The sequence below is a fragment of the Kribbella sp. NPDC023972 genome (genome assembly GCF_040639075.1).
Taxonomy (GTDB): Bacteria; Actinomycetota; Actinomycetes; order Propionibacteriales; family Kribbellaceae; genus Kribbella.
In genome coordinates this window covers 95692-116314 of record NZ_JBEZZH010000014.1, presented here as the reverse complement: position 1 = coordinate 116314, position 20623 = coordinate 95692, and the positions used below count along the sequence as shown (strand labels likewise).

Genomic DNA, 20623 nt, shown 5'->3' with positions numbered 1-20623 from the left:
GGTCTCTCGTGGCACAGGTGGTAATGGTGACCGGCGTCTCGCGGGACGCCGGTGCTCGCTGTGCCCGCAGGCTGGCCGACGACCCGTCGATCGGCACGGTGCTCGGCGTGGACGTGGTTCCGCCACGGGCCGAGCTGGGCCGGGTCCGGTTCGTCCGGGCCGACATCCGCAACCCCGTGATCGCCAAGGTGATCGCCGCCGAGGACGTCGACACGGTCGTCCACACCGGCGTCGTGGCCACTCCGGGCAGTGCCGGCGGCCGGTCGTCGATGAAGGAGATCAACGTCATCGGCACCATGCAGCTGCTCGCCGCCTGTCAGAAGGCGCCCGGCGTGGCCAAGCTGGTGGTGAAGTCGTCGACCACCGTGTACGGCGCGGGCCCGCGGGACCCGGCCCTGTTCACCGAGGAGATGGCGCCGCGGGCGATCCATCAGACCGGGCTGAGCAAGGACGCGGTCGAGGTCGAGGGGTACGTGCGCGGGTTCGCCCGGCGCCGCCCCGACGTCTGCGTCTCCACCCTCCGGATGGCGAACTGGATCGGCCCGAAGACCGATTCCCCGATCACCCGGTACTTCTCGATGCCCGTCGTACCGACCGTCTTCGGGTACGACGCCCGCCTGCAGTTCCTGCACGAGGACGACGGCGTCGCGGCGATCCACCACGCCACCGTCCACGACCTGCCGGGGACCTTCAACCTGGCCGGCGACGGGATCCTCGCGCTGTCCCAGGCGATCCGCCGGCTCGGCCGCCCGGCCCTGCGGCTCCCGCCGTTCACCGCGTCCAGTACGGCGGCCGTCGTACGGCGGGCCCGGCTGGCGGACTTCTCGCCGGACCAGATCACCTTCCTCACCTACGGGCGCGCGGTGGACACGACCCGGATGCGGACCGAGTTCGGGTTCGAGCCGGCGTACACGACCGCGGCCGCCTTCGACGACTTCCGCGCCTCACTCGGGCCCGGGCCCGTCTCCCAGGCGTCCCGGCTGCTCACCGCCGGATTGGGGGCGCTGCGTGGCTGACGCCGATGTGATTCCGATCGGCTCCGGCGGGCGACCGGGTCGCGGCAGCGGCCGTCGTACGACGCCCTCCGCGGCTGCCCGCGCACTCGCCGGCCAGTCTGCTGCGAAGAAGAAGCCCGACACCGCAGAGGCACCGGCCGAGCCGGTCAACGCGGTCGCCGATGAGACCCCGGTGACCGAGGTACCGTCCGGCCTCGACTTCGCCGGGCTCGAGCGGATCGTGCGCGAATTGTTCGGGGAAGACGGCGAGCGGCGGGTCGCGGAGTGGCTCGCGTTCCTGCGCCGACGGTTGAGCGGGAACTACGAGATCGACGAGTTCGGGTACGACGAGGACCTGACCGACCAGGTGTTGCTGCCGTTGCTGCGACCGCTGGCGGAGAAGTGGTTCCGGGTCGAGGTGCGCGGGGTGGAGAACATCCCGTCCGACGGTGGGGCGCTGATCGTCGCGAACCACTCCGGCACGATGCCGCTGGACGGGCTCGTCACCCAGTTGATCGTCGCGGATCACGCGCACCGGCCGCTGCGGACGCTGGCGGCCGACCTGGTGTTCCAGACGCCGTTCGTGGGTGAGCTGGCGCGCAAGGGTGGCGCGACGCTGGCGAGTAACGACGACGCCGAGCGGCTGCTCGGGCGCGGTGACCTGGTCGGCGTGTGGCCGGAAGGGTTCAAGGGGATCGGGAAGCCGTTCAGCGAGCGGTACAAGCTGCAGCGGTTCGGCCGGGGCGGGTTCGTCAGCGCGGCGATGCGGACCGGTGTGCCGATCGTGCCGTGCTCGATCGTCGGGGCCGAGGAGATCTACCCGCTGGTCGGGAACATCGCGTCACTGGCCCGGCTCCTCGGCGTGCCGTACATCCCGATCACCCCGTTCTTCCCACTGCTCGGACCGCTCGGGCTGATCCCGCTGCCGTCCAAGTGGCTGATCGAGTTCGGCGAGCCCATCCGCACCGACGACTTCCCCGAAGGCGCCGCCGACGACCCGATGCTCGTCTTCAACGTCACCGACCAGGTCCGCGAAACCATCCAGCAGACCCTCTACACCCTCCTCATGCAACGCCGCAGCGTCTTCTTCTGACCCACCCGCACCCCACCCGGCCCACCCGCGCCCCACCCGGCCCACCTCCCGCCCCTCCGGCCGCTCCCGGCCGCACCCGGTGTGGTCGTCTGTGGAGGGCTGGGACAGGGTGGCGTGGGCTTGAACAGGAAATAACCGGCCTCAGGCCCCGAGATCCTGTTCAAGCCCCCCGAGAGCTGCCGGGTCAGCCCAGGGTTGGCCGATCGGGCGAGAGTTGCCTGCGGCAAGGAGCTGTCGGGGAAGAAGCAGCGCGGGGAACGAGCTGCCTGGGGAAGAAGAAAGCCCGGCGCGGGGTTCGCGCCGGGCTTCTTGGTGTCAGGGACCTGCTACTTCCACGGGGGAAGGAGGGTCTGGATGACGCCGGGGAGGTTGATGGCGGGGGTGGTGGGGAGGGGCAGGGTCGGGAAGGGCCAGGGCCATTGGGTGGTGCCTGGTGTGGGGACAGTGGGGACGACGACCGGGGGGATGGTCGGCGGGGTGGAGGACGCAGACGACTTCGGCGGTGTCTTCAGACTCGGCGGAGGAGTGTTGGACTCCTGCACGATCGTCGTGTCCGGGAGCTGGCTCGGCGCCGAACTCGGCTGGACACTCTCACCCGTGGTCGGTTTGCTGGACGGCTTGGCGCTCGGCCTACCGGTGACCGGGGTGGTCGGCTCGCTGCCGGTCCCGGTGGCCGGCGCGGCCGGCTGGTTGGCGCCCTTGGCCGGCTTCGGCTGCTCGCACTTCGGGCAGGCGGCCGTGGTGTGCTGGGCCAGCTGCTCGATGGTGGCGAGCGCCTCGACGGCGGACTTCAGCGATTCCGGCGGCAGTTTCGGTGCGAGCTCACCAAGAGCCTGGCGGGCACCGGTGATGAACCCCGTGATCGCCGCGATCGAGCCGGCGTCGCCGTCCTGCTGGTACGACGCGACCAGCCGGGACACGCCCTTGCGGGCCTGTGCCGAGAAGTCGTCGAGAGTCGAGTTGATCGTGCCCACGTCGCCGCCGGACTCGGCCAGCGCGCGGACTTCGGACAGCCGGGTCATCGCGTGCTCGAGATCGCGCCGGCCCCGGGAGTCGTCCCCGACGCTGACGTTGGTGGAGACGTTCTCGATGCTGCGCTTCATCCCGTACAAGGTGTCACCGGGCATCGCCTGCTGAGCGGCGGCGGCAGAACCGATGCCACCTCCGAGCAGGACCAGCGCGGCGGTACTGGCCACGAGCCGGATGCGCCGGCCGTGACGATGGCGGATATCTGTTACGGACGCGTCGACGTCCTCGCGGGGCGGCGGGTCGTCCGAGTCGTCCGGAGTGCTGCGCACCATCGTCGGAGTCGTCGTTGCCGATCGCGCCGCCGCCTGCTCCATCAGGCGGTGCCGCAACTCGGCACTGAACTCCGGTCGCGGTGCCACTGCGCCGGCGGTCCTCAGCCGTCCGACGAGTTCCACAGCTTCCATCAGCTCGGGGTCATCGCTCAGTCGCGAAGAGTGACGGGGCCCGTGATCGACGGCGTGCGCGAAGGTCTCCGCGCGCGCTCGAGCCCTGTGTAGGTCACTCATGAGTTCTCGTTCTCCTCAATGGCCAGTCGGGGTCACCGACAGGTCCTCATCAGGCAAACGAGGAAACTCCCTGACGGGTTACGAAAGACATTCGTTGTCATCCGCGTCACCTCAAGTCCTTGGGGATAACCTTCGCCAAGTGCCGTACGGCCCTCAGTTGCAGTTGCTTGACGGCGCCTTCGGACTTCTCCAGCGCCTTGGCCGTTTCCGCGATGGACAAACCGGCGAAGAACCGCATCGTCAGGCAGTCGCGCTGCTCCTCGGGCAAGGCCGCGACGGCGTCCCGCAGTACGTCGGCGGTGGCGGCGGCCAGTACGTCGACCTCCGGCCCCTCGGTCTGCCGGTCGTGCGTCTCGATCTCGTCCGTGACCACCTCGAGCCGGACCCGGCCGGACTTGTAGTGGTCGGTGATGAGGTTCCGGGCGATCGTCACCAGCCAGGCGCCGAAGTCCCGGCCCTGCCAGCGGAACGAGTCCAGCGCGCGCAGCGCCCGGACGAACGTCTCACTGGTCAGGTCCTCGGCGAGTGCCGATGACGACACCCGCGCGTAGATGTAGCGATAGACGGTGAGCGAGTACTCGTCGTACAGCTCACCGAAGGCACCGACGTCCCCGGCCTGGGCGCGATCGACGAGCTCCGCACGTCTCATCCCGTCCGGGCTTGGCTCCGGCGTCGTCAAGATTTCTCCCCGTTCAACTGACACGTCTTCTGACACATCCGCGAATGGCCACAGCGGCTGAGACAGCACCGAGCGTCACGGCTGAAGCACCCGCTGTCAACAGTCCGAGGCGTGCCGCCTTTCGTCCGGTCCGATAGTCACGAATGCGCCAGCCGGCTACTTCCGCGTGGCGGCGCAGCCTGCTGTCGGGGTTGATCGCGCACGGATTCCCCACCAGCTCGAGCAACGGCAAGTCGTTCACCGAGTCCGAGTACGCCGCACAGGAGGCCAGGTTCAACCCCTCGTGCGCCGCGAGCGCGCGGACGGCCTCCGCCTTGGCCGGGCCATGGAGGATGTCGCCCACGAGTTCACCTGTATATATCCCGTCACGCTCTGCTGCAACCGTTCCGAGCGCGCCGGTCAGTCCCAGTCGCCTGGCGAGCAGCCGGGCGACCTCGACCGGAGCCGCTGTCACCAGCCAGACGCGTTCGCCGGCATCGAGGTGCTGCTGGGCCAGCGCCCGGGTCCCCGGCCAGATCCGGTCGGCCATGATCTCGTCGAAGATCTCCTCGACCAGGATCTGGACCTCGGCCACCCGGTGACCGGCGATGAACGACAGCGCCGCGGACCGCGCTTTCGCGACCGAGTCCGGCGTCTCGCCCTGGAGCCTGAACCTCAACTGAGCAAGGGCTTTCTGCGCTATCTCGCCGGTGGTGAAGAACTTCCGGCGGTAGAGCCCACGGGCCAGATGGAACATCGAGGCGCCCTGCAGCATCGTGTTGTCCACGTCGAAGAACGCCGCCACGTCCGGCACCGGCGGCGTCTCCAGCGCCGCCTCCAGCTCGGCCGCGGCCGCGCTGGCTTCCCCCGCCACCACAGACCTCGCGCGCAAATTGCGCGAAGAACCCCCAGCCATGTGTGAGGACCTTAGAGCACGGAGCCCCACCCTGTCGCCTACTGCGCGTCACCTGACCGAGCTCCGCGCCGAACTGCGCGGCACCGTCTCGAACCGGCCCCCGGCCCCCGGCGCCGTGCCCGGGCGAACGTGGCAGACTCGCCTGGTGAACTTCAATTTCGCGGACATTCTTCGTGACACAGCGCAACGTCACGGCGAACGTCTCGCGCTGGTCGACGGCGACCGGCGGCTGACCTGGAGTGAGCTCGACGCCGCCGTCGACAGGGCTGCCCAGGGGTTCTCGGCGACCGGCCTGGTGCCGGGGTACCGGGTCATCCTGCTGATGGCCAACAGCGTCGACTTCGTCACGTCCTACCTGGGGATTCTTCGCGCCGGCCTGGTCGCGGTACCGCTGAACACGGGCCTGACGGCGACCGAGATCAGTGCCGTCATCGAGCACTCCGGCGCCCGGCTGGCGGTGGCCGACGGGGACCTCGCGGGCAAGATCGAAGGCCTGCGAACGGTCCGGGCCGGCGAGCTCGAGGGTGACGCGCCGTTACTGCCGTCCCTTGACCCGGAAACTCTCGCGGTCCTGCTCTACACCTCGGGCACCAGTGGGGACCCGCGCGCCGCGATGCTGTCCCACCGCGCGCTGGCCGCGAACGTCAAGAATCTCTCCGCGCTCGGCGAGGAGCGGATGGGTCCGGAGGACGTCGTCCTCGCCGTGCTCCCGATGTTCCACGCGTTCGGCCTGAACGCGGTCCTCGGCTGGGCCGTCGCGACCGGCGCGATGCTCGTCGTCGACCAGCGCTTCGACTCCGTCCACACCCTCGACCTGATCGGCAAGTACGGCGTGACCCGGCTGCCACTCGCACCACCGGCCTTGAGCGCCCTGCTGGCCCGGCCCGACCTCCGCGACGCGTTGCGAACGGTCAAGGTCGTCCTCACCGGCGCGTCGACCCTCGATCGCGCCTTGGCCGAGCGGTTCGAGCGCGAGACCGGGAAGTTCGTCCACCAGGGCTACGGCCTGACCGAGGCATCTCCCGGTGTCACCACCACCCTCGGCCAGGAGGACCCGAAACCGGGCTCGGTCGGCCGCCCGCTGCCGAACGTCGAGCTCCGGGTCGCCGACGAGCAGGGTGAGGACGTCGAAGGTGACGATCCCGGCGAGATCCTGATCCGCGGCGGCAACCTGTTCTCCGGCTACTGGCCGGGCGGCGTCGACGGGCCGGACGAGAACGGCTGGTACCGCACCGGCGATGTCGGATTCCTGGACGCCGACGGCGATCTGTTCCTGGTCGACCGGCTGCGGGAGCTGATCATCGTGTCGGGCTTCAACGTCTTCCCGAGCGAGGTCGAGGAGGTCCTGGTCGGTGCTCCGGGGGTCCGCGAGGCCGCGGTCATCGGCGTACCGTCCGAGGAGACCGGGGAAGCGGTGAAGGCGTTCGTCGTACCCGAGACCGGGGCGGCGGTGGACCCGGCCGAGGTCCGGGAGCACGCCGGGACCCGGCTGGCGCGGTTCAAATGCCCGGTGGAGATCGAGGTGGTCGATCACCTGCCGCACTCGGTCACCGGCAAGGTGGCGAAGGGCCGGCTGCGGTAATGACCCGGGTCACGCTCTACGGCAAACCCGGCTGTCATCTCTGCGACGACGCCCGGGCGATCATCGAGCAGGTCTGCGCCGAGTTGGGCGTCGGCTGGACCGAGGTCGACATCACGCAGGATGACCGGTTGTTCACCGAGTACGGCGAGCAGATCCCGGTCACCTTCGTCGACGGCAGGCAACACGACTTCTGGCGCGTAGACCCGGCCAGACTCCGAAAGGCGCTCACCGCTTAGTGCTGTCGGTCACCCTGGCCGTCGCCGATTTTGTTCTCACGTTCACAAGCTCCTAGAGTAAGAAGGGCCGGCGGCCGTCAGACCGCGGCCTGAACGACCGTTCCCAGGAGAATTGTGACGCGTGCCAGCAGCCGTCGCCCCGGCCCGCCGACGAGAACCGAACGCGGCATTCCCGAGGCGACTGTCGCGCGCTTGCCGGTGTATCTGCGTGCCCTGACCGCTCTGTCGGACAGCGGTATCGCCACCGCGTCGAGCGAGGACCTGGCGACCGCGGCCGGGGTGAACTCGGCCAAGCTGCGCAAGGACCTGTCCTACCTGGGCTCCTACGGCACCCGCGGCGTCGGGTACGACGTCGAGTACCTGCGCTACCAGATCGCCCGGGAGATCGGCGTCACCCAGGACTGGGCCGTGGTCATCGTCGGGATCGGAAACCTGGGTCACGCGCTGGCGAACTACTCCGGTTTCGGCACCCGCGGGTTCCGGATCGTGGCGCTGCTGGACGCCGACCCCAACCTGATCGGCGAGCGGGTCGGCGACATGGAGGTCCGCGACTTCGCCCAGATCGAGGACATCGTGAAGGCCGACCGGGTCTCGATCGGGGTCATCACCACCCCCGCCGGCCCGGCCCAGGAGGTGTGCGACCGGCTGGTCGCCGCCGGGGTGACCAGCATCCTGAACTTCGCGCCGGTGGTGCTGTCCGTGCCCGCCGGCGTCGACATCCGCAAGGTGGACCTCTCGATCGAGTTGCAGATCCTGGCGTACCACGAACAACGAAAGTCCGGAGAGGCGGCGCTCCCCGAGGTGCCCGAGCTACCAGCGATGAACGGTCTCACCGATCTGCCCAGCGTTGGCGGGGGTGTCGGCGCATGAGCTACCTGGTCGTCGGGATCAGCCACCGCTCTGCCGACATCAACGTGCTCGAGCGGGTGGCGCTCGACGCGGACGCGGCGACCAAGCTGGCCCTGGCCGTCAAACTCACCCCGGCCGTCTCCGAGTCCGCGGTCCTGGCCACCTGCAACCGGACCGAGGTCTACGCGACCGTCGACCGGTTCCACGCCGGGATGGACGAGGTCACCGCGATTCTCTCCGACATCACCGGCGTACCGCTGCTGGATCTGGCCGAGCACCTCTACGTGCACTTCGAGGAAGGTGCCGTCGCGCACCTGTTCCAGGTCGCGGTCGGGCTGGACTCGATGGTCGTCGGCGAGAGCCAGATCCTCGGCCAGGTGAAGGACTCGCTGCGCGTCGGGCAGGACCTGGAGACGATCGGCACCGAGCTGAACGCCCTGTTCCAGCACGCGTTGCGGGTCGGCAAGCGGGCCCGGACCGAGACTGGTATCGACTCGGCCGGACGTTCGGTCGTGTCCGCCGGTCTCGACGCGGTCGGCGGTTTCGAGGGCCGCCGGGCCCTGATCGTCGGCGCCGGCTCGATGGCCTCACTGGCCGCGCAGACCTTGCTGGCCGGCGGCGCGGCGAGCGTGACCATTGCCAACCGCAACTACGACCGCGCGGTGGCGCTGGCCGATCGGGTCGGCGGTACGGCGGTTCAGCTCGCGGCTGTGCCCGACGCGCTGGCCGACGCCGATCTGGTCGTGTCCTGCACCGGCGCGCGCGGCGTCGTACTGACCGAGGAGATGATCCGGAACGCGACCGACGGGCGCCCGTTCGGCGTACTGGACGTCGCCCTGCCGCGCGACGTCGCGCCCGAGGCGGCCCAGATCCCCGGCGTCACGCTCGTCACGCTGGCCGACCTCGCCAGTACGGCGGGCGGCAGCGAGGACGACATCGACGAGGTACGGCGGATCGTCTCGGCGGAGACGGGTTCGTTCGAGGCAACCCGGCGGGCCGCGTCGGTGGCACCGACCGTGGTCGCGCTGCGGGCGATGGCGACCGAGCTGGTCGAGTCCGAGCTGGCCCGGCTGGATCGCAAGCTGCCCGGACTGGACGACACCCAGCGGCACGAGGTGGCCCGGACCATCCGCCGAGTGGTCGACAAGGTGCTGCACACCCCGACGGTGCGGGTGAAGGAACTGGCTGCCGACCCGGGCGGGCCGACGTACGCCGACGCACTCCGCGAGCTGTTCGCGCTGGACCCGGCCACCGTCGACGCGGTCACCGCCGCGAAGACGCCGGAAGAGACAAGCAACACCCGCGCCGACGCGACCGGAGGTGACCGCTGATGATCAGGCTCGGTACGCGGCGGTCCGCCCTGGCGACCGCGCAGGCGACCTGGGTGGCCGACCAGTTGCGCGCCCTCGGGCACGAGGTCGAGCTGGTCCCGATCGTGACCACCGGCGACGTCAACAAGGCACCGCTGGAGCAGATCGGCGGCACCGGCGTCTTCGTCAGCGCGCTGCGCGACGCCCTGCTGGCAGGAGAGATCGACATCGCCGTTCACTCGCTCAAGGACCTGCCGACCGCACCGGTCGACGGCCTGACCATCGGCGCCGTGCCGGTGCGCGAGGACCCGCGGGACGTGCTGGTCGCCCGCGACGGACTGACCCTCGGCGAGCTACAGGCCGGGGCCCTGGTCGGCACCGGCTCGCCCCGCCGGGTCGCGCAGCTGGACGCGCTCGGCCTTGGCCTTGAATGCACCGGGATCCGCGGCAACGTGGATACCAGGATCGGCCTGGTGGCCGATGGCAAATTGGACGCGGTGGTGCTCGCAAGGGCAGGGTTGTCCCGGTTGGGACGGCTCGCCGAGGTGACCGAGACGCTGGATCCGATTCAGGTCCTGCCCGCGCCGGGACAAGGTGCCCTGGGCATCGAGTGCCGGGCGGACGACGCCGAGGTGCTGGCTGCCCTGGCGCCGCTGGAGGACGCGGCCACGCGGGCAGCGGTGACGGCGGAGCGGCAGATGCTTGCCACTCTCGAGGCAGGGTGCACGGCTCCGGTCGGCGCCCTCGCCGAGGTGGTCGAAGGTGAGGACGGCCCGGAGCTGTGGCTGCGGGGAGCGCTCGGCCAGGAAGACGGCGTACGGCGACTGTCGGCGAACGGGCCGGTGGACGACCCGGTGTCACTGGGCAAGGCGCTGGCGAACGAGCTGCTGGAGCGAATATGACACCGGCACAGGGCACGACGACGGCCAAGAAGACGAGCAGCAGGACGAGGACGAGGGCGAAGGCAGACGTGAGCAGCGCGAAGACAGCGGCCACCGCGGCATCCAGGACACCTCAGAAAGTGCCGGCGAAGGCTGCCGCCACCAGCACGGTCAAGCCGACCAGACCACTCGGCCACGTCACCTTCGTCGGCGTCGGGCCGGGCGACCCCGCCCTGCTGACGCTGGCCGGCCGCGACGTCCTGGCGAACGCCGACGCCGTGGTGGTCGAAGGCCCCGAGCACGACGCCTTCCTGGCGTACTGCAAGCCGGGTGTCGAGGTGGTCGACGGGTCCGGCGCCGAGGGCAGCCGGGCACTGAAGGTCGCCGCCCGGGCCCGGCTGGTGGTAAAGACGGCCAAGTCCGCGGCGAACGTCGTACGCCTGCTGACCGGCGATCCGTTCACCTTCTCCAGCGGCGCCGAGGAGGCGGCCGCGTGCAAGAAGGCCGGCATCGGGTTCAACGTCATCCCCGGTGTCAGCGAGGTCAGCGCGGTGCCGACGTACGCCGGTATCCCGCTGACGATGAAGGGTGACCGCGAGGTCACCGTGCTCGACCTCGCCGAGGCCAAGCTCGACCTGACCCGGCTGCACCCGAAGCAGACGCTGGTGCTGCTGAACGCGACCGACGTCCTGAAGGACACCGTCGCCGCGCTGGTCGAGGCCGGTTTCGACGCGACCACCCCGGTCGCCGCCACGGTCGGCGGTACGACGACCTCGCAGACCAGCGTGGTCGGCACGTTGGACACGATCGTCGCCGACCTGCGCGCGGCCAAGGTGACCGGCGAGGCCGTCATCGTGGTCGGTTCCGTGGTCGAGCAGCGCGAGACGCTGTCCTGGTTCGAGACCAAGCCGCTGTTCGGCTGGCGGATCCTGGTGCCGCGCACCAAGGACCAGGCCGGTCCGCTGATGGACCGGCTGCGGCGGTACGGCGCGATGCCGGAAGAGGTGCCGACGATCTCGGTCGAGCCGCCGCGCAACCCGCAGCAGATGGACAAGGCGATCCGCGGCCTGGTCGAGGGCCGGTACGAGTGGGTCGCGTTCACCTCGGTCAACGCGGTCAAGGCGGTCCGGGAGAAGTTCGACGAGTACGGCCTGGACGCGCGGGCGTTCTCCGGGCTGAAGATCGCCGCGGTCGGCGACAAGACCGCCGAGGCGATCGGTGCCTGGGGCATCCGTCCGGACCTGGTCCCGTCCGGTGAGCAGTCCGCCGCCGGCCTGGTCGAGGACTGGCCGCCGTTCGACGAGGTGCTGGACCCGATCAACCGGGTCTTCCTGCCGCGGGCCGACATCGCCACCGAGACCCTGGTCGCCGGGCTGACCGATCTCGGCTGGGAGGTCGACGACGTGACGGCGTACCGGACCGTGCGGGCCGCTCCGCCGCCCGCGCCGACCCGCGAGGCGATCAAGTCCGGCAAGTTCGACGCGGTCGTTTTCACCTCGTCCTCGACGGTGCGCAACCTGGTCGGCATCGCCGGCAAGCCGCACGCCTCGACGGTGATCGCGGTGATCGGCCCGGCGACGCTGAAGACGGCCGAGGAGCATGGGCTGCGGGTCGACGCGATGGCCGAGACGCCGTCCGCCGAGGAGCTGGCCGACGCCCTCGCTCGCTTCGGCGCCGACCGGCGTGACACCATGATCGGGGCCGGTGAACCGGTCACCCGTCCGTCCGAGCGTCGCTCGGGATCTCGTCGAAAGAGCTGATCGTGTCTGGTGGTTTCCCGGAGGTCAGGCCGCGGCGGCTTCGGTCGTCGGCGGCGGTGCGCAGGCTGGTCGCGGAGACCACCCTCGAGCCTCGGCAGCTGATCCTGCCGATGTTCATCCGGGAAGGCGCCCGCGAGCCGATCGCGATCAAGTCGATGCCGGGCGTCGTCCAGCACACCCGGGACACCGCCCGTAAGGCGATCGCGGAGGCGGCTCAGCTCGGGCTCGGTGGGGTCATGCTGTACGGCGTACCTGCTGAGAAGGACGAGGTCGGCTCAGGAGCGCTCGATCCGTCCGGGATCCTCAATGTCGCGATCAGCGACGCGGTCTCTGAGGCCGGGGACGCGTTGCTGGTGATGTCGGATCTCTGCCTGGACGAGTTCACGTCGCACGGGCACTGCGGGGTGCTGGACGCTTCCGGCCGGGTCGACAACGACGCGACGCTGAAGATCTACGCCGAGATGGGCGTCGCGCACGCCACCGCCGGCGCGCACGTCGTCGGGCCGTCCGGGATGATGGACGGCCAGGTCGGCGCGGTCCGTACTGCTCTGGATGCGGCCGGTTTCGTCGACACGGTGATCCTGGCGTACGCCGTGAAGTATGCGTCGGCGTTCTACGGGCCGTTCCGCGAAGCCGTCGCCTCGTCCTTGAAGGGCGACCGCAAGACGTATCAGCAGGACGGCGCCAACGCCCGCGAGGCGATCCGCGAGGTCGATCTGGACCTCGCCGAAGGCGCCGACATCGTGATGGTCAAGCCGGCCCTCGCCTACCTCGACATCATCCGCCAGATCCGCGACCACGTGAACGTCCCTGTCGCGGCGTACAACATCTCCGGCGAGTACGCCATGGTGGAAGCCGCCGCCGCCAACGGCTGGATCGACCGCGACCGCGCCATCCTCGAAACCCTCACCTCCATCCGCCGAGCCGGCGCCGACACCATCCTCACCTACTGGGCCGCCGAAGCAGCCCACCTCCTCAACCGCTGACCAGAGGCCGTCCGCCCGGCAGAACCAGGGGACGCGCACCGAGCACGACCGGCGTCATCGCCCCGACGGACCAGCCAGACCCTCCACCGCTGAGGTACTGGATCTGACCCACGCGGCCCTCCCTTGCGGGCATCTCGCCCGTGGGCTGCGCGATCCTTCGTCACGCCCGACCGACTACCGCCTCGTCGCCGGGGCGGGGGCTGTGGACAACCGTGAGGAGGTGGTCCGGGCCCGGGATACGCTCCTGGGCGAGTGTTTCGTCGTTCGAGAGGAAGTGTTGGCCGTGCAGGATCAGCCGTCGGGCAGGGTCTCGGGCGCTTCCGGGGGCGAGGGCGAGCAACTGCAGCAGGTGGCCACGGAGTTGCGGGCCGCGCGCAACGGTGTTCGCTCGGCTCGCGCGGCCCTTCGCGCGGCGCTGGCGGTCGACGACCAACTCACCGATGACCTGGGCGAGGTGGAGAAATGAGCGTCAACGTGGATGCCGTCCTGCTGAGTGACCGGGTTACCGACGCACTGGCGGACGCACGAAGGCACATGCGACTGGCGGACGGTGCCCTGCAGGACGCCGATGAGGCGATCGGGCGCTCAGAGGCCGACATCAACGAGTTGCCGCAGCAAGCGAGGCTTGTCCTGCAGCACGAGGTGCCACGCGTCCCCCTGGAGAACGCGCAGTCGTACGCGGATCAGGTCTTCCGTCGGCTGGGCGGTGCGCAGGAGGAGGTCAACGACGCCGTCCGCCGGCTGGACCAGAGTGCGCAGGCTATCGGCACCGCCAGGAGCGCTCTGCAGGAGCTCGAGCAGCTGACTCCGGGCGCGGAGGGCTCCGGGCAGGAGGAGTGGCCGAAGGACGTACCGACGGTGGCTGAATTGCGCGAGCGGGTGGAGCTCTTCGACGAAGCGCTCACGGCCGCGACCGAGGGAGCCGAGGACGCCGGCTGGCGGCTCGGCAAGGCCCGGGACAGCCTCCGAACGCTGCTCACTTCGGGGACGTACATCGACGATCGGCAGCAGACCGCGCAGATGATCGCCGAGGCCGGTAGCAACGTCGGGCGTGAGACCCGCGCAGCCCACGACGAGATCAAGGGACTGGGGCAGCCTTTCTACAACGCCGACCAGGACTCAGCCGCGGCCCTCAGTGGTGCCAGCGACCTGCACAACGCCGTCCGGGCTGGCCTTAACCCGACACCCCGCTCCCAGCAAACCACTCCAGGAGCGACGGTCGAGGACCCGAGAGTCGCCTGGTCCCAAGGTCGGGACGTGGGCCAAGGCATCGACCGCTAGGCCGCGGTGAGGACCCAATCGGCGTTGGCCGAGTGGTGAGGGTCGCCGGAGCGCATTTGGCGGAGCCGTTGTGGGCTGACCGCAGCGCGCCTAGCGGTGGATCGTGTAGTCGGACTGGATGAAGCCGGCTTTGAGGGTGCGGGTGGCGTTGTGGGTGAGGGCGATGTCGTGGTCCAGCTCACCGAAGAGCGGAATGCCCGAACCCAGGAGGACCGGGGCGGTGGTGATGGTGAGCTCGTTCAGCAGGCCGGCCCGGAGGAAGGTCTGGATGACGTGGCCGCCGTCGGCGTAGACGCGTTTGGCGCCGCGGTCGTTCAGCGTCTCGATCAGGCTGTCCAGCGTGCGGTGCACGATGATCCGCTCATCGGCGTCCGGGGCGAGCGTCGTACTCAGCACCTCGACCTGCTTCCCCTCGTACGGCCAGAACCCGAAGGTGAGCACCTTCTGGTACGTGTTCCGGCCGAGGACGACGGTGTCCACCGACGCCAGGAACTCGTCGTACCCGGTGTCGCCCGCCTGCTCGCCGCGCTCGGTGAGCCAGTCGATCGACCCGTCCGGACGGGCGATGTACCCGTCGAGACTTGTCGCGATGAAAACAGCCACGTGGAAACTCACGTGACCATTTTTCCACGAACCTGGTCAACCCTTCAGTCCGGTCTGGGCCAGGCGGTCAACAGGGTCGCGGCGGTGGCCGCCGCGGTCAGCACACGTAGCTTCATCGGTCCTCCATCAGTAGCCGGTACTCAGTAGCCTTCGATGGCCGGCCAGCCGAGCTCGATGCCCTGGGCAACCAGTTGGGACTGGAACTCGCCGAGCAGGGCCGGGGTGTTGCGGACCGCGCGAGGGCTGACGCCGCGGTCCAGGCAGAAGGCCGCGAGCGCACCGGCTGCCTCGCCGATGTTCCATTCGACCGGGTGCAGCCGGTAGCAGCCGTTGGTGATGTGGGTAGTGCCGAGGTTCTTGTTCGCCGGCAGCAGGTTCTCGACCCGGCGGGGGATCAGCGCCCCGAGCGGGATCCGGAACGGGCTGCTGGCCACGTCGATGTAGTTGTCGCCACCGGTCGACGGGTGCAGGTCGATCCGGTACATCCCGATGCCGACGCTGTCGCCGTACTCGACCGCGCCCCGATCGCCGCGGACCGCGACCGACAGGTCCTGCTCGACGATCGTGTACTCCGCCTTGATCCGCCGGGACTCCCGGATGTACGGCGCCTGCGCCAGGCCGTCCGCCGTACCGAGCAGATCACCGCGCAGGCGCAACCCGGGGAAGCCGGCCCCGCCGTCGGGACGCGGAGCCTCGGTCTGCAGCCAATAGAACACTGCCCGCGACAACTCCTTCGCCGCGGCCAGGTGCTTGTCCGCATCGGGTACGTCGATGACCGGGCCCTCGAAGTAGTCGATCATCGGCCAGTTGACCAGGCAGATGTCGCTGTCGTACGCGCCCGGCTCGAAGTGCTTGCGGGCGGCGATCCGGCGGAAGGTCCACAGGTTCGTGTCACCTCCGGTACGGCGCTGGTCCGCGACCACCGCGAGCGGATCGTCGTCCGGGTTCGGCGTGAACGTCCGGAGCGAGCTCTTCAGCGTCCGCGGGTCGGGTGCCGTCCAGGACAGCAGCCGGTCACCCCAGAACGAGGGCTGGTAGTTGCGCCAGAACGAGTAGTTGGCCGGCTTGTCCCCGACGTGATCGCCGTCCACATGATCGATTGCGAAGCAGTACGACACGGCCTGCATGTTGAGCGGCTGTGCCTCGGCGGGCGCGCTCGGCTCACCCGTCTCGCTCTGCGCCTCGAAGCCGGTCACGAACTCCGTCCCGGTCAGCGGCAGTAGCTCACCGGTCTCGGTCGCATCGAGGATGTACGGCGCGGTGATCGTCAGTTGATCGCCGGCGTCGCGGTGCTGCACCGTCACCGCGGTGACCCGATCGCCATCGGTCTCGGCGGCGACGGGCTTGAACGGCTGGAGAACCTGGAGCCGGCGGCTGGCCCGATGGGGCGCGAGCATCGCTTCGAGCACAGCCAGTGCGACCCGTGGCTCATGACAGAGCTTGGACACATAGCCGGCACCGGGATTGAGCTGCGCCGCCGCACGTGACGCCGAGGTCAACGGGTAGTGGTGACGGTAGTAGTCGCGGATCCCCTCACGCAGCGCCCGGTACGACGCCGTGACACCGAACTGCTCGACCCAGGTGTGCTCGTCCGGTGGGACGGCCTGGCTGGTCAGCTGACCGCCGAGCCAGTCGAACTCCTCGGTGAGGATCACCGAACGGCCGGCCCGTAGGGCGGAGAGCGCCGCGGCGACCCCGCCGAGGCCGCCGCCGACGATCAGTACATCGCTGTGCATCTACACACCTTTCGGTGAGGTGAGAGTGGTTCCGTCGGTCAGTTCGCAGGGAAGCAGTAGTTGGCGCTCGGTGGCGGTGCCGCTCAGCACGGCCTCGAGAAGCTCGACCGCTCGCAGACCCATGGCTCGGCGAGGCACGTGGAAGCCGGTGAGGTCGATGTCGCTCTCGGCCGGCCGGGTCGAGTCACCGAGGGCGATCACGGACAGATCGGCCGGTACGTCGACGCCCCGTGCGGTCGCGGCAGCGAGCAGAGCGACCGCGTCCGTCCGCTCCTCCACGAAGACGGCGGTCACCTTCTGGTCGAGCAGGCTGTCGAGCAGGTCACCGCCGGATCGGTCGACTGTCGGCAGGTGCGGAGCGCGAGCACCGGCCGCCTGCCGGAATCCCCGCAACCGATCGGCCGACGACTCGGCGCCGGCGCCAGGACCGGCGAACGCGATCCGCCGATGGCCGAGCGCCTGGGCCCGCTCCACCACGATCCGGGTCGCCGGGGCGTAGTCGGCGCCGACGTACGGCACCGGGCCGCCGGCGTCGTCGCGACGGCCGACCGAGACGAACGGGTACTCCTCCGCGATCAGCCGGGCCAGCTCGTCACCCGGGATGTGACGACCGAGGAGCAGGCAGCCGTCGGCGATGCGGAGCCGGTTGTTCTCGTGGAAGATCCGCCGCCGGCCCGCCGTCACCGGCGCGCTGGTGAACAGCAGCAGGTCCCAGCCGAGCCGCTCGGCACACTCCTCGATGCCGGCCAGGAACGGGTGGTAGAAGTCGCCGCTCGAGCTCGGGAACACCGACTCGTAGGTGAACACGCCGAGGATCTGGTTGCGCTGCTGCACCATCCGGCGGGCCAGCGGATCGGCCTGGTATCCGGTCTCCCGGATCACTTTCAGCACCCGGTCCCGGGTCTCGGCCGGGATCCGCGCCGACGCGTCGCTGCGGTTGTTCAGCACCAGCGACACGGTCGTCTGGCTCACCTTCGCCAGCCGGGCGATGTCGCGCTGGGTGAGTCGGGTGGTCGCCTTGTCCGGCATGGGATCAATCCTTCGCAGTAATACGCATTGCCGGGAACCGTAGAACAGTCCGCGAACAGCCGTCAAGAGGTTATTGCCCGTGGTAATGCGGATTAGCAGCGACAGCATACTGACTGGCGCCGATCGCCCGGAGAACACTCGGCCCACGTCCTCCGCATTCCGCACGACGGCGTACTCGAGACGACTGTCCGGACGAGGTAGCCAGGGACCGAGCAGGGTTCGTCCGGATGCCCCGGACGCCTTCACCGGATAGCGTCACAGCCAGCGAACGGGAGGGGCACGGATGAAGGTGGTCGGGCAGCAGCGGTACGGCGGGCCGGAGGTGCTGGGGATGAAGGAGGTCGACCAGCCCGAAGTCGTCGGCAACGAGGTGCTTGTGCGAGTCCGGGCGGCGTCGGTGAACGCGCGCGACTGGCACGTCATGCGTGGCGATCCGTACATCGCCCGGCTGATGGATCCGGGGGCGTTCGGGCTCCGGGCGCCCAAGCAGGTCCTGGGCACGGACTTCGCCGGTGTGGTGGAGGCCGTCGGGCCCGAAGTACGCCGCTTGAAGCCAGGCGACGAGGTGTACGGCGAAGCCCCCGGAGCGTTCGCCGAGTACGTCGTCGCACCGGAGACCGTGGTCGGCCCCAAGCCGGCCAACCTGACCTTCGAGCAGGCGGCCGCGATCCCACTCGCGGCGAACACCGCCCTGGTCGGACTGCGGGACGTGGCTCAGCTGAAGCCGGGACAGAAGCTCCTGATCAACGGCGCTTCCGGTGGAGTCGGGACGTTCGCCGTACAGATCGCCAGAGCGCTCGACGCGGAGGTGACCGCTGTCTGCAGCACGAAGAACGTCGACCTGCTGCGGTCGCTCGGCGCCGACGAGGTCGTCGACTACACGCGGGACGACTTCACCAGCAAGCGGTACGACATCGTGCTCGACCTGGTGGGAAACCGTTCACTCGGCGACCTCAGGCGCGCGCTGGCGGCGAGCGGGACACTCATCCTGTCCGGTGGCGGTGTGTCCCGCGGCGGCAGCGTGGTCGGCCCGGTCGGCCTGATCCTGCGCGGCGTACTGCTGTCTCGCTTCGTCAGTCAGCGCATCGTGACCTTCGACGCGAAGCCGAGCGCGGAGAACCTCGAGACGCTCCGGTCGATGGCCGAGCACAGACAGCTCATCCCGGCCATCGACCGCAGCTACCACTTGGCCGACGCTGCTGAAGCCATCCGGTACGTGGAGACGGAGCACGCTCGCGCCAAGGTGATCCTCACCGTCTAGGAAGTGCGCAGCTGCAGGGTTTGGCGGCCCGGGATGCGGCCGGTGAGGTACACACGGAGGCCGTCGGGCGTGAGGCTGCCGCCGAGGTAGGTGTAGCGCTCGCCCGGATCCATCGAGACCCGGGCGGCGCCGTTGCCGGGGCCGAACTCGATGCGGTCGGAACCGACGGTGTAGGAGCCGGTTCCGGACACGAGCTGGTAGTTGCCGGGAGCATCCAAGGCCTGGACCCCGGACAGCGTGCCGCCGGATCGGAAGCAGAGCTCGATCGCGTATGCCGTCTCGTCACCGTCGAACTCGAAGGACAGGTCCCAGCCGTTGCCCAGCTCGACGATCGTGACCTCGGTCCGCAGCGTCCGGTACTGCTTCGGCCGGTGCGGGAAATCCATCGCCGCGTAGAAGCGGCCGTCCAGAGTCAGCGCGTACAGGCCGTCCTCTCGCCGGTATCGCTTCGGCAGCGGCAGGTGGTACGGCACCTTCACCTCCTGCGCCAGCTGGTACGTGCGCGGGCCGATACGGCGCATACCGTCGCTGCGGAAGTGGCCGGTACTGAAGAACTGCGGCGACAGCCGGACCGAGTCGAGGATCGCGGCGCCGTTGCGCAGCTTGAAGAACGTCGGGTTGGTGGACAGCCCGGACGCGATCACCGGGATGTCGTGGAAGTCGGTGCCGCCGAAGACGGTCGCGGTCTTCGTGTTCCGCCGGATCCGCGCCGACGCCTGCGACGGGAAGTGCTGGGCGAAATCGGTCGGCGCCGGCTTCGGAGCCGGCAGCACCGCCGCGATCTCCGGCCGTTCCAGCACCTCGGCCAGGAAGTCGCCGATCTCACCGGTGCCGCGCTGCTCGATGCTCTTGGCAACAGTCGAGAACCGCCCGTCACCCGAGTGCAGGGCGAGCTCGCGGAACTGGGTCAGGTACCACCACACCTCGCGGATCCGGTTCTGGTCCTGGCGCCGGGACGCGATCGTGTCGACCTCGCCGTTCGGCTCGATGAAGTACAGCGTCGCGTCCAGGTTGCGCCGGACGTACTCGAGCAGCTGGGGCTTGTTCCGCAGCCAGGCGACGGTGAGCAGGCAGTGGTTCGTGACCTCGGACGCGTACGTCGAGCTGCGCTCGCTGTAGATCCCGTCCGGCGTCGCGTCGATCCCCTCGTCGAGCCAGTCGTCGATGCGGGCGGCGTACCGGCGATCCGGGAACAGGTGATGGGTGCGCGCCAGTGCCGCCGCGATCTCCCACCGGTGGTTGGGCGTGTGCACTCCACCCGCCGCGATCGCCGGCCCGGCCTTGCGCAGGACCTGCTCGAGAATCGCCCGGTGCGGCTTCGTCGCCGCCTGGTCGTCGTCGGCGAGCAGGCCGTAGACCATGCAGACGTCCTGGATCGCGAATGAGCTGTCCGGCGGCGAGTGCAGGTTGCCGACGTCGTACAGACCGTCCTCGTGCTGGCGCGCCGCGAGCTGCTCGGCCAGCCAGAGCAGCGGCGCCAGCAACGACTCGTCATGGTGGTACGACGACTTGCCCCAGACGTACCCGGAGACGAGCCGGCGGGCCTTGCGGGCGACGGCCCGGACACTGTCGGACGGGTTCTGGAGATTGCCGAGCACCAGCGGGATCTGCGCCTGGTTGGCCTTGGTCAGTACGGCGAGGAAGTCTTCGTCCACGGCTGCTACTCCAGCATTGGTCGTCCCGGCCGCGGTGGCCGGGTAGAGGGCACCGACCGTCAGCGTGGTCAGTGATCCGGCGAGGAACGTACGGCGCTGCATCGAAGCCTCCAACAGGACAGGGGACGCAATCGCTGACCGGCCGGACCTCCGGGGACATGGCGGCAAGCGGTTGCCAAATGCCCAGTACTGTGTCCTTGCACCTTTGTCCTGTCAATACTTCGCAGCTGTCCGCATCTGGTCGGACCAGGTTCATT

General features: G+C 69.5%; 19 protein-coding genes. 12 read left to right on the top strand and 7 right to left on the bottom strand.

Going from position 1 to position 20623, the window contains the following annotated elements; all coding sequences use genetic code 11:
- The first annotated feature begins 8 nt into the window (after positions 1–8).
- Together AB0F43_RS35745 and AB0F43_RS35740 are read left to right on the top strand one after the other, a co-directional pair.
- On the top strand, positions 9–1016 hold the full coding sequence (locus AB0F43_RS35745) for an NAD-dependent epimerase/dehydratase family protein (RefSeq protein WP_360487475.1): 1008 nt from the start codon (positions 9–11) through the stop codon (positions 1014–1016).
- Positions 1009–2088: a lysophospholipid acyltransferase family protein gene (locus tag AB0F43_RS35740; RefSeq protein ID WP_360487472.1), complete on the top strand. Its 1080-nt coding sequence runs from the start codon at positions 1009–1011 to the stop codon at positions 2086–2088. Before AB0F43_RS35745 ends, AB0F43_RS35740 begins: the two co-directional genes overlap by 8 nt.
- Positions 2089–2414: 326 nt before the next feature.
- Here AB0F43_RS35740 and AB0F43_RS35735 read toward each other — a convergent pair whose 3' ends face one another.
- The 3 genes from AB0F43_RS35735 to AB0F43_RS35725 all read right to left on the bottom strand — a co-directional run bounded on the left by AB0F43_RS35735 (position 2415) and on the right by AB0F43_RS35725 (position 5155).
- Positions 2415–3521, bottom strand: a complete 1107-nt coding sequence (locus tag AB0F43_RS35735; RefSeq protein ID WP_360487469.1) for a DUF5667 domain-containing protein — start codon at positions 3519–3521, stop codon at positions 2415–2417.
- Positions 3522–3729: 208 nt separating this feature from the next.
- Positions 3730–4302 carry a sigma-70 family RNA polymerase sigma factor gene (locus AB0F43_RS35730; RefSeq protein WP_360487466.1) on the bottom strand — a complete coding sequence of 191 codons (573 nt, stop codon included), beginning with the start codon at positions 4300–4302 and terminating at the stop codon, positions 3730–3732.
- Between the two features lie 13 nt (positions 4303–4315).
- Positions 4316–5155 (bottom strand): HAD-IB family hydrolase, encoded by an 840-nt coding sequence (locus AB0F43_RS35725; RefSeq protein ID WP_360487463.1) that lies wholly within the window; start codon positions 5153–5155, stop codon positions 4316–4318.
- 187 nt (positions 5156–5342) lie between these two features.
- Between AB0F43_RS35725 and AB0F43_RS35720 the strand changes: the two genes are divergently transcribed.
- The 9 genes from AB0F43_RS35720 to AB0F43_RS35680 all read left to right on the top strand — a co-directional run bounded on the left by AB0F43_RS35720 (position 5343) and on the right by AB0F43_RS35680 (position 14082).
- On the top strand, positions 5343–6779 hold the full coding sequence (locus tag AB0F43_RS35720) for an AMP-binding protein (protein ID WP_360487460.1): 1437 nt from the start codon (positions 5343–5345) through the stop codon (positions 6777–6779).
- Positions 6779–7015, top strand: coding sequence for a glutaredoxin family protein (locus AB0F43_RS35715; protein WP_360487458.1), 237 nt, complete (start codon positions 6779–6781; stop codon positions 7013–7015). The genes AB0F43_RS35720 and AB0F43_RS35715 overlap by 1 nt, the downstream gene beginning before the upstream one ends.
- Before the next feature lie 114 nt (positions 7016–7129).
- Entirely contained in the window at positions 7130–7885 is a 756-nt protein-coding gene (locus AB0F43_RS35710) for a redox-sensing transcriptional repressor Rex (RefSeq protein ID WP_360487455.1), read from the top strand.
- Positions 7882–9195: a glutamyl-tRNA reductase gene (locus AB0F43_RS35705; protein ID WP_360487452.1), complete on the top strand. Its 1314-nt coding sequence runs from the start codon at positions 7882–7884 to the stop codon at positions 9193–9195. Before AB0F43_RS35710 ends, AB0F43_RS35705 begins: the two co-directional genes overlap by 4 nt.
- Positions 9195–10076: a hydroxymethylbilane synthase gene (gene hemC, locus AB0F43_RS35700; RefSeq protein ID WP_360487449.1), complete on the top strand. Its 882-nt coding sequence runs from the start codon at positions 9195–9197 to the stop codon at positions 10074–10076. The genes AB0F43_RS35705 and hemC overlap by 1 nt, the downstream gene beginning before the upstream one ends.
- Positions 10073–11815: a uroporphyrinogen-III synthase gene (locus tag AB0F43_RS35695; protein WP_360487446.1), complete on the top strand. Its 1743-nt coding sequence runs from the start codon at positions 10073–10075 to the stop codon at positions 11813–11815. The genes hemC and AB0F43_RS35695 overlap by 4 nt, the downstream gene beginning before the upstream one ends.
- Before the next feature lie 2 nt (positions 11816–11817).
- A complete protein-coding gene (hemB, locus tag AB0F43_RS35690; protein ID WP_360487443.1) occupies positions 11818–12801 on the top strand; it encodes a porphobilinogen synthase in 984 nt (327 codons plus the stop codon).
- Positions 12802–13003: 202 nt separating this feature from the next.
- Complete coding sequence (locus AB0F43_RS35685; RefSeq protein WP_360487440.1) at positions 13004–13267, top strand: hypothetical protein; 264 nt, start codon at positions 13004–13006, stop codon at positions 13265–13267.
- Positions 13264–14082, top strand: a complete 819-nt coding sequence (locus AB0F43_RS35680; protein WP_360487437.1) for a hypothetical protein — start codon at positions 13264–13266, stop codon at positions 14080–14082. Before AB0F43_RS35685 ends, AB0F43_RS35680 begins: the two co-directional genes overlap by 4 nt.
- Positions 14083–14172: 90 nt before the next feature.
- On the opposite strand, the gene AB0F43_RS35675 is transcribed toward AB0F43_RS35680, so the two are convergent.
- The 3 genes from AB0F43_RS35675 to AB0F43_RS35665 form a co-directional block, all read right to left on the bottom strand.
- Positions 14173–14697 carry a dihydrofolate reductase family protein gene (locus AB0F43_RS35675; RefSeq protein ID WP_360487434.1) on the bottom strand — a complete coding sequence of 175 codons (525 nt, stop codon included), beginning with the start codon at positions 14695–14697 and terminating at the stop codon, positions 14173–14175.
- Positions 14698–14825: 128 nt separating this feature from the next.
- The gene (locus AB0F43_RS35670) at positions 14826–16421 is read right to left on the bottom strand and encodes an FAD-dependent oxidoreductase (RefSeq protein WP_360487431.1); all 1596 of its coding nucleotides are present in this window, start codon (positions 16419–16421) and stop codon (positions 14826–14828) included.
- Positions 16422–17450 carry a LacI family DNA-binding transcriptional regulator gene (locus tag AB0F43_RS35665; RefSeq protein ID WP_360487428.1) on the bottom strand — a complete coding sequence of 343 codons (1029 nt, stop codon included), beginning with the start codon at positions 17448–17450 and terminating at the stop codon, positions 16422–16424.
- Positions 17451–17733: 283 nt separating this feature from the next.
- Here AB0F43_RS35665 and AB0F43_RS35660 point away from each other — a divergent pair, with 283 nt between their 5' ends.
- Positions 17734–18711 (top strand): NAD(P)-dependent alcohol dehydrogenase, encoded by a 978-nt coding sequence (locus tag AB0F43_RS35660; RefSeq protein WP_360487425.1) that lies wholly within the window; start codon positions 17734–17736, stop codon positions 18709–18711.
- On the opposite strand, the gene AB0F43_RS35655 is transcribed toward AB0F43_RS35660, so the two are convergent.
- Positions 18708–20468, bottom strand: coding sequence for a hypothetical protein (locus AB0F43_RS35655; protein ID WP_360487422.1), 1761 nt, complete (start codon positions 20466–20468; stop codon positions 18708–18710). The genes AB0F43_RS35660 and AB0F43_RS35655 overlap by 4 nt on opposite strands.
- Positions 20469–20623 lie beyond the last annotated feature (155 nt).